Here is an 8,304-nt window from a genome sequence, read left to right on the forward strand (position 1 = left end):
ACAATATACCCAAGGAACAATAATGGAAAGTTCCACCAAGCCTAGTTTTCTTGAATAAGCTTGAATTGTGATCGAGGCGACACATCACATGGTGAAGTTGCCGGGTCGTAGGACGGTGAGTCAGGATGTATTGTGTATGAAATGATCTCGGTTTAGTGCCAGAGAAAGAAATCTAGGACCCCCACCTCTTTGGCAGCCAAAAGCCAAATATGGGACACCCACCTTTTGCTCACATGATCAAACCTGATGCCAGGCGGCTGGCTCGCCGATATCCCTGATTTGGGCAGCGATGGAAATAACAAGGGCGACCAGTTGGTCGCCCTTGTGTTTTGGGACTAAAGCGCGGGGCTTGCCCTTGAATGTCCTCTTATTGCAGATCTGTGCTCAGGCTGGGGGCACCGAAGTTCACCAGACTGGCATGGGAGTGCTCGAAGTACTGTGACCAGAAGTCACCGAGTGCATCCATGGTCTTGCCGGAACGATAGGCGTGCTTCACCGCGTCGGTAACCAGTCCGGCCCCCGTAACATAGACGCGAGCCCCTTGCAGATCGGCAAACAGTCCCTTGCTCTTGGCCTGTTTGAGCTCGTCACCGACATTGAGCTGCTTGATCTTGTTGGTGGCATAGAAGCTGGTGTAATCGGAGTGTTCCAGCATGTCCGAAATGAGGAACACGACGCGATCGTTGACGCCTTGCTCGGCCTTCATATCGTCCCCCACCTTTCGCAGCGAGTTCATGATCTCGCTCTTGGGGATGTCCTGACGGGCATCACGCAGTGCTTTCACGAACTGTTTGCCAAAGCCATTACGAAAGACTTTGGTCTGTGTCGCCAGGCAGGTGTCCAGACTGCGCAATTTGCGCATGTTGACATCGTCCCGGATCTCTCCTTCCAGCGGCATATCCAGTTGCCCCGCGTAGGCCAGACGAAGGTATTCGCCAGGCAGGAAAGCGGAGAAGGTATAGAGCTTGACGCGATCACCGGCCTGCACGAACCGTTCGATCTGGCCCCAGCTGCTGCGCTGCAGATCGTCGGGCATCGGAATGGTCTGATCGATGATGACCACCAGCTCGCGACCTGTCCCCGCGGGCTTGATGTCGGTCAGGCCATTGCGCTCATAGCAGCTCTGTATGTCGTTACGGTCGGCGGCTAACGCTGCACAAGGCAGCGTCAACGCCAGGAGTAATACCTTGGTGATCTTCACGATTAGGCACTCTGCTTGGTGGGGAACAGGCCCAGGGTCTTGAGGGCCATCTGCTGTTCACGGATATCACGTAGCTGATCTTCGTTCACCCCCAGCGCGCGACTGGCCGCTGCCAGGCTCTCTTCGGGCAGGCCAGTGACATCATGGAAATCAGCGGCCTTGACGACAGTGCCGGTCTGGCCGGGGGCATCTGTGGTGGACGGGAGCGCCGCCTCTGCCTGAGCAACTGCCGGTTGCACGGCAGGCGCCGGCTCGGCTTGCACAGTCTGTGCTGCCTGAGGCGCCGCCTGAGGGGCGGGCTTGGGTGGCACAGTGCCCGCTTTGTACTCGATAAAGGCCAGGAAGTTACGATGGGCGGATTTCTCCCCTTCCAGCGCACCCAGCACACCTGAGTTGGTATGGTCACGGCTCGACAGCAGGGTCTGCAATCGGCGGAGTTTGTCATCGGCATGACTGGCAATGGCGGTGCGTTGCTGGTCCATCGCGTCCAGCATCTCCTCGGCGGTCGCGTATTCGTGAGTCAGACGCCAGGCAGTTTGTGAGTGAGTGCCGGCAAAGTAGTATTTGCTGGCAAGCCAGATGCTGATGCCCTGGATGGCGATGTAGATCAGCGACAGCATGACGTAGGTGGTCAGGCTGGCCTCACGGATGGCCTGCATCTTGTCGTCGATGGTGGCCTCTTCCGCCTCGCTGTTGATAGCCTGGGACTCCTCCGGCAGATCAAACGGCGAACCTATGCTGCTGTCATTCTGTGTCGTTGCCTCTGCACGCATGCTGTTAACCATCTCGGTCTCGATGCTGTCGAGGGTGGCTGAACGCACCACGAAGGCACCAACGGCCATGCAGGTAACAAATGAAGCACAGACAATCAGCCAGATAAACTTGCGGGTAACACCCGAGTTCACATCTTTCAGACGTGCTAGCAGTTGTTCATAGTCAGGTTTATCCGAGTCTGAGAAGGAGTCTTCCAGATTGATAGCCTTGTTTGCTTTGAGGGTACGAGAACGTTTTGAGGGCTCTTCTCCCTGCCACCAGTGGCGCGCTCGCGCGATCAGGCTGTTGTGATGCAAGGAGTGGCCGGCAACTTCAGCCAAGAACGCTGATGCGACGGCGAGCAACAGTGCCGTCGCTGCCGTCAGAAGGTGGCGGTCATTGGTTGACGCATCCATGTTCATCCAGCCTGCGAGCACGTAGGCAAACCCCATTGCCTCGACCAGCACTAGCATCAGCACCAGGGCAAGCACCCATGCCGGGCGTGGGGAACGACCAGCCTCACCAGCCTTGGCAAGGTAGTCGAGGGAGGCATTGTAGGCGCCCGGACCTTTTAAGTATTTCTTGTACTCGCGGTAGTACACGTTCGACAGGGTCACTTCATGATTGATCCAGCCATCTCCATCGACCGAGGCAGGCTTGCGTGCGAGGCGAGCAACTGTGCCGATCAGAGGCAGACTGTGCCATACCCGGATCAGGAAGTAGGACACATTCTCCCAATGTCGCCACACCACAACGGCGCTCATGAGAAATGAAATAATGCCAACGGTCAGCATCTGGTTGGCGAGGATCAACGCTTTGAGCGCTGCCAAAGAAAAGTCTTCCACTAAGTTTCTCCGTTTTCTTATTTGGAATGGGTGGCGGGAATGGGCATGTACGAAGCCACATAAGCCTCGGAACCTGCCGGATAGAACAGGGCTCCCTGGCTGACTTTGGCGTTGCCTTTACTGAACACGAGATCCATGCAGGACACGGGTGCCTTGGGATCGCTGGTGAAGACGCGGTAAAGCACTTCACTCTCGCCCTCATAGGTGTTGGCCACCGCCTTGAGGGTTTGGGCCTTCTTCTTGTTTGAGGATTGGTAGCCCTGAACCACCTGCAGGATCGGCTGACGATCGACCTTGGCGTTATCCCGCAAGATGGAAACCGGAGAGACGGTCACCAGGTGGCCGTTGACGGTATTGGCCCAGACACGATTGTTGTAGCCGGGCATGTACTCCTTGGTGGCATGGTGTGCGAGGGGCTGGTCGTTTGCCATGCTCAGCACCTGGCCCGCACTGCGCGGCTTATCCGCCTCACAGCTCGACATCGGCATATCGCTCGCATAAGCACTGCTGATCAGCGCAAAGCCACTCGCCTTGGGCTTGATGTTCTGGGCCATGTTCCACTGGTAGGCTCCGGCAGGTGTACCGCCGAAATCCACTGCAGCCTTGGCGTTGGGCGCAGCCTTGACCGTGTTGCTGTCAGGTGAGCTCTGTTTGGTTGTGGCTTGACGAGGGGTGGTTTGCGACCTAGCCGCCACCTTGCTGGAACTGCTTGCGGACTGAGCAGCGGGTTTAGCCGCAGCCACACGAGGCTTGGCAGCATCGGAAGCGCCATAACGCAGATATCTTGTGTTGCCCTCTTCGGACTGAGCCCGCATCACCAGGGCCTGCTCGTTCGCGAGTTCAACGATCTCGACCCGGCGATTCTGACCGCGCAGCAAGGGGTCACTGTTGTCTGCGATTGGGCGTGAAGAGCCCGCTCCTTGGTAATAAATGGAGGTGGCCGGGATCCCCGCTTTTACCAGGACCTTGCCGACAGCCCTGGCCCGTTGCTCGGACAGTTTCTGGTTGAATTCTGCAGGGCCGGTCGCATCGCTATGACCGACGAGGAGAATGCGGCGCTCTTGACGCTCAGTGGATGCCTTGGCTTGAGTAGCGGCGGGGGGGTTGGCATACACCTGAGCCAGTTTGGTCACCACCCGTTGACCGCTTTCCGTCAGCTGGTCAGAACCGATGGCGAACATGCCCGAATCGGGTATCTGGGCAACCAGCCCCGCATTCTGGGGCACATTGGTCGCCACCGCGGGTTCGGCCAGGGTCAGCTGTTCTGTGGTGATCTTGAGATTCTCTTCCTTCGCGATACGGTCAAGCTCTTGCAGCCGGGATTGCCACACATAGCCTGCCGCACAGCCCAGCACGCCGCCGATGGCCAGCCCTGCGACTGCCCCTTTTTCCCCGTTAAGAGCGTAACCCGCGGCCCCACCTGCGATCATGCCTGCGCCACAGAGCACGGGCATACCATAATCTTTGCCGATGTCATTGACCGTCGATTTGAAACTCTGCATCTGTTGAGAGCTGCAGCCAACGGCAGCAATCAATACACAGCTGAGGGGCGCAAGACGAAACGATTTATCCATAGCTATTCCTTGCCATTCTTATTTAATGCCGAGATTCAGGCATGCAAAAAATGCGCAGAGAAAGTGATCTCTCAATACGCGGTAAAATAATCGACGATTATTGATACGAAAGGCATTAGTGGTGAGTTTTTTGAATATCGGCCCACAACGCGCTAATTCTCGTAAATAATGGCTTCTTGTTTGCCCTATTTGTCAGCAGAGGCAATAGCCCATGTCGTTGAATAGGCATCAAGTGGCAATGATAAGCCAAACGAGGCTGATCAAGCGAGCGCAAAAGTGATGCAAGCATCAGAAAAACATCGTTTTTTAATTATGTTGCCAAGTTGTTTCTTTATCGATGATAAGGGAGGCGGGTGGCTGTCAGGCTGTTTGTGAGGGGGAGCTCTGCCGTTGTGTCCTATTGGGTCGCGGCACGGTAAAATGAAGATAAAGAGATGGCATGTGACTTCATTAGCGTGATGGTATGGGCGAAAAAACATGCATCAACAGGATAAAAAATGGCATTGGTCGCAGTTGGTGAATTAATTATCGAGAGGAGCTGTTTGGCGGTGGCGGCGTTGCTATCTTATGCTGCCGGATAATATCGATAAGGAGAGAGGCAGCATGCTTGCCCCTCTTGTGAATCCTTCACGAACACAGCAGCAGGCATATCGGCATTAGGGACCATAGATGGCGGTGAAAGCGAGATCCAGAAGAGAGAAGATAGGCAGCGGGCTTGGGCTGGTGATGGGGCTCATTGCCTTTAACCTGATTGCGCCCCTGCTCCTTGAATCAAAAGAGATCTCGGATATGAACCGGATGATAGGAGCCATGGTCAGCGCCATGCTCTGCTCCGAGCTGGGCGCCAGAATGGGCAAGTGGCTCGATACCAGAGAGCAGGCCAAAGAACTGGCGAAAGAGCCCGAATAGAAAAAAGCATCGGATATTACTCTGTCTGCATCCCATCCATTACAAGGAGTTCCCATGCGCATTGCCCTGATTGGCCTCGGCGATATCGCCCAGAAGGCCTATCTGCCGCTGCTCGCCAGCGACGAGCGGGTGACGCCGCTGCTCTGTACCCGCAATCCGGCTGTGCTGGACAAGCTGGCCCGTCAGTACCGGATCGCCGAGTGCTTTACCGAAGTGGACGGGCTGCTGGCGAGCCGCCCGGATGCCGTGATGATCCATGCCGCCACCGCCGTGCATGGCAGGCTGGCGGAGCAGTGTCTGCGCGCCGGCATCCCCACCTTTGTCGACAAGCCGCTCTGTGACAGCGCCGCCGAGGTGGAGACGCTGGGCAACCTGGCCATGGCGAAGGATTGCCCGCTGTTTGTGGGCTTCAACCGTCGTTACCTGCCCGCGCTGTCGGCCGCTCGTCAGCAGCCGGTGACCGAGCTGCACTGGCAGAAGCACCGTCACGCCCTGCCCGGGTTGCCCCGCCAGTTCCTGTTCGACGACTTTATCCATGTGCTCGACAGCCTCTGCCACTATGGCGGTGCGCCGGATGGGCCACTCCATGCGGTGCTTAGGCGCAGCAGTCAGCAACCTCAGCTGCTGGCCGGGGTGAGCGTCGCCTGGCAGAGCGGGCAGGCGGCGGTGAGCGGCAGCATGAACCGCAGCGCCGGCCTCACCGAGGAGCGCATCAGCCTCTATGGCGAGGATCTGTCGCTGCAGGTGGAGAACTGCACCCAGGGCACCCTCGCCCGTGGCAAGCAGCTGAGCAGCATCGCGGTGGATGACTGGCAGCCGGTGCTGGCGCGGCGCGGTTTCAATGCCATGCTGGCGCACTGGTATGCACAGATTGAGGCGGGCAAGGCCGATGGCGCCCTCATCGACAGTTATCTGCGTAGCCATCGGTTGGCCGAGCAACTGGTGATCCTGGCCGGGGAGTAGCACTCGGGTGGGGAGGGGGGATTTATGCTGGCATGGGCCACGGCTTGATGGGTCGCACTGGTCAGTGCGTCGCCATACCACTGTATAAGATGGTGCTTCCGCGCGCAGTCAGCGGGTCAGCCTGCGGCTATGCGAGCCAAGCGGGGGCTTGTTTGCTATCTTGGCGCCCATGATCTGCCTTTAGAGCAACGATGGTTTCATGAGCATTATTTTGGGGATAGATCCGGGTTCGCGGATCACCGGCTACGGTGTCATCCGCATTGTCTCCGGCAAGGCGCAGTATCTGGGGTCAGGCTGCATCCGCACCGACTTGGGCGAGCTGCCGTCACGTCTCAAGCAGGTGTATGACGGGGTGAGCGAGATCATCACCCAGTTCAAGCCAGACGAGTTCGCCATCGAGCGGGTGTTCATGGCCCGCAACGCCGATTCGGCTTTGAAGCTCGGTCAGGCCAGGGGCAGCGCCATAGTCGCGGCGGTCAACGCCCTGCTGCCGGTCAGCGAATACTCGGCGACCCAGATCAAGCAGGCGGTGGTGGGCACGGGTGGGGCGGCCAAGGAGCAGGTGCAACACATGGTGACTCATCTGCTCAAGCTGTCGGCCACGCCCCAGGCGGATGCGGCGGATGCCCTCGGGGTGGCGCTCTGCCACTTCCATACCCGCCAGAGCCTGATCCGGATGGCGGGGCAGGCCAGCGGCTCTGTCCGTGGTCGCTATCGATGAGTGTCGTCCTGGTTTCAAAAAATAGGGTGACCGCTCCCTACCTGCTTAGTCACTGCTGCTAAAAACCACACTCCCGCCGCAGTCTGTCGCAGACGATGGGCGGGCTCAGCATGATTTCTAACGCGCACTAATGATGATTCACTTAATTAATCAATGGCTTGTGATGTAAATCACATTTCATAGACAAAATAGGCTCACTTCATCTTCTTGATTCACACTCCCATAATGTGGCGCCTGTTTAATGACAGTGTCCGCATGAGCCCCGGCTCATATTTCATCATCATGGGAGATTATTAGCGTGAAACCATATGCAGCTGAGTTTATGGGCACCTTCTGGCTGGTGCTGGGGGGTTGTGGCAGTGCGGTGCTGGCGGCGGCATTCCCGAATGTGGGGATAGGTCTGCTCGGGGTTTCCCTGGCGTTTGGTCTGACCGTGTTGACCATGGCCTTCGCCATCGGCCACATCTCAGGTTGCCACCTGAACCCGGCCGTGACCCTGGGCCTGTGGGCCGGTGGTCGTTTCCCTGCCTCCGGTGTGCTGCCCTACATAGTGGCTCAGGTGCTGGGCGGGATAGCGGCGGGTGCCGTGCTCTATGTGATCGCCAGTGGCCAGGCCGGCTTCGATCTGAGCGCCGGCTTTGCCTCCAACGGCTATGGCGAGCATTCACCGGGTGGTTACAGCCTGCTGGCGGCCCTGGTGTGTGAAGTGGTGATGACGGGCTTCTTCCTGTTCGTGATCATGGGCGCCACCGACAGCCGCGCGCCGGCCGGTTTCGCACCGATCGCCATCGGTCTATGCCTGACCCTGATCCACCTCATCAGCATTCCGGTGACCAACACCTCGGTCAACCCGGCGCGCAGCACAGGTGTCGCCTTGTTTGTGGGTGACTGGGCCGTCAGCCAGCTGTGGCTGTTCTGGGTTGCCCCCATCGTCGGCGGCATCCTGGGTGCCCTGGCCTATCGCATGGTGGCGACCGAGCAGAAATAAGCTCGCGCGACATGCCGCTCTAGAACACGCCTTCGGGCGTGTTTTTTGTTTTATGGGGTTGTGGGTTTTACAAACTCCGGGCGGCTCGGCAGCGCCTTGTGGTGCCGGTGCGGCAGTGGCATCCGAACCATATGGGGACGGGTCTCGGTATCGGGGATCGCGGGGGGAATGTTGATGCTTTACAGGCCCCGGGCGCTCAGCATATCCCGGTAGCGCTGGTGCAGCAGTTTGACTCGCACCACATAGGCGCGGGTTTCCGCATGATGGATGGGAAGGGATGCAGCCGTGCTTTTGTCTTACAAACCGCGGGCATTCAGCATATCCCGGTAGTGCTGGTGCAACAGCTTGAC

The 8,304-nt window shown here is 58.1% G+C and carries 7 protein-coding genes; 4 read left to right on the forward strand and 3 right to left on the reverse strand.

Annotated elements, in window-relative coordinates:
- Nucleotides 1–367: 367 nt before the first annotated feature.
- Genes LG30_RS0118575 through LG30_RS0118585 form a run of 3 tightly spaced genes read right to left on the reverse strand, consistent with a single transcriptional unit; the run spans nucleotide 368 to nucleotide 4,373 of the window.
- Nucleotides 368–1,201 carry a hypothetical protein gene (locus LG30_RS0118575; RefSeq protein ID WP_033132183.1) on the reverse strand — a complete coding sequence of 278 codons (834 nt, stop codon included), beginning with the start codon at nucleotides 1,199–1,201 and terminating at the stop codon, nucleotides 368–370.
- Nucleotides 1,202–1,203: 2 nt separating this feature from the next.
- Nucleotides 1,204–2,799, reverse strand: coding sequence for a hypothetical protein (locus LG30_RS0118580; RefSeq protein WP_033132184.1), 1,596 nt, complete (start codon nucleotides 2,797–2,799; stop codon nucleotides 1,204–1,206).
- Nucleotides 2,800–2,816: 17 nt separating this feature from the next.
- The gene (locus tag LG30_RS0118585) at nucleotides 2,817–4,373 is read right to left on the reverse strand and encodes an OmpA family protein (protein WP_033132185.1); all 1,557 of its coding nucleotides are present in this window, start codon (nucleotides 4,371–4,373) and stop codon (nucleotides 2,817–2,819) included.
- 669 nt (nucleotides 4,374–5,042) lie between these two features.
- On the opposite strand from LG30_RS0118585, the gene LG30_RS0118590 reads away from it, so the two are divergent.
- The 4 genes from LG30_RS0118590 to aqpZ all read left to right on the forward strand — a co-directional run bounded on the left by LG30_RS0118590 (nucleotide 5,043) and on the right by aqpZ (nucleotide 7,954).
- Nucleotides 5,043–5,282, forward strand: coding sequence for a hypothetical protein (locus LG30_RS0118590; RefSeq protein WP_033132186.1), 240 nt, complete (start codon nucleotides 5,043–5,045; stop codon nucleotides 5,280–5,282).
- 54 nt (nucleotides 5,283–5,336) lie between these two features.
- Nucleotides 5,337–6,245 carry a Gfo/Idh/MocA family protein gene (locus LG30_RS0118595; RefSeq protein ID WP_033132187.1) on the forward strand — a complete coding sequence of 303 codons (909 nt, stop codon included), beginning with the start codon at nucleotides 5,337–5,339 and terminating at the stop codon, nucleotides 6,243–6,245.
- A gap of 199 nt (nucleotides 6,246–6,444) precedes the next feature.
- Nucleotides 6,445–6,966, forward strand: coding sequence for a crossover junction endodeoxyribonuclease RuvC (gene ruvC, locus LG30_RS0118600; RefSeq protein WP_033132188.1), 522 nt, complete (start codon nucleotides 6,445–6,447; stop codon nucleotides 6,964–6,966).
- A 298-nt stretch (nucleotides 6,967–7,264) separates the two neighbouring features.
- Nucleotides 7,265–7,954 (forward strand): aquaporin Z, encoded by a 690-nt coding sequence (aqpZ, locus tag LG30_RS0118605; RefSeq protein ID WP_033132189.1) that lies wholly within the window; start codon nucleotides 7,265–7,267, stop codon nucleotides 7,952–7,954.
- The last annotated feature ends 350 nt before the right edge of the window (nucleotides 7,955–8,304 follow it).

The sequence above is a fragment of the Aeromonas aquatica genome (assembly GCF_000764655.1).
Lineage (GTDB): Bacteria > Pseudomonadota > Gammaproteobacteria > Enterobacterales > Aeromonadaceae > Aeromonas > Aeromonas aquatica.

Coding starts and splice junctions, on each gene's coding strand:
- LG30_RS0118585 (WP_033132185.1), bottom strand. CDS start 4,373: ATGGATAAATCGTTTCGTCTTGCGCCCCTCAGCTGTGTATTGATTGCT.
- LG30_RS0118590 (WP_033132186.1), top strand. CDS start 5,043: ATGGCGGTGAAAGCGAGATCCAGAAGAGAGAAGATAGGCAGCGGGCTT.
- LG30_RS0118595 (WP_033132187.1), top strand. CDS start 5,337: ATGCGCATTGCCCTGATTGGCCTCGGCGATATCGCCCAGAAGGCCTAT.
- ruvC (WP_033132188.1), top strand. CDS start 6,445: ATGAGCATTATTTTGGGGATAGATCCGGGTTCGCGGATCACCGGCTAC.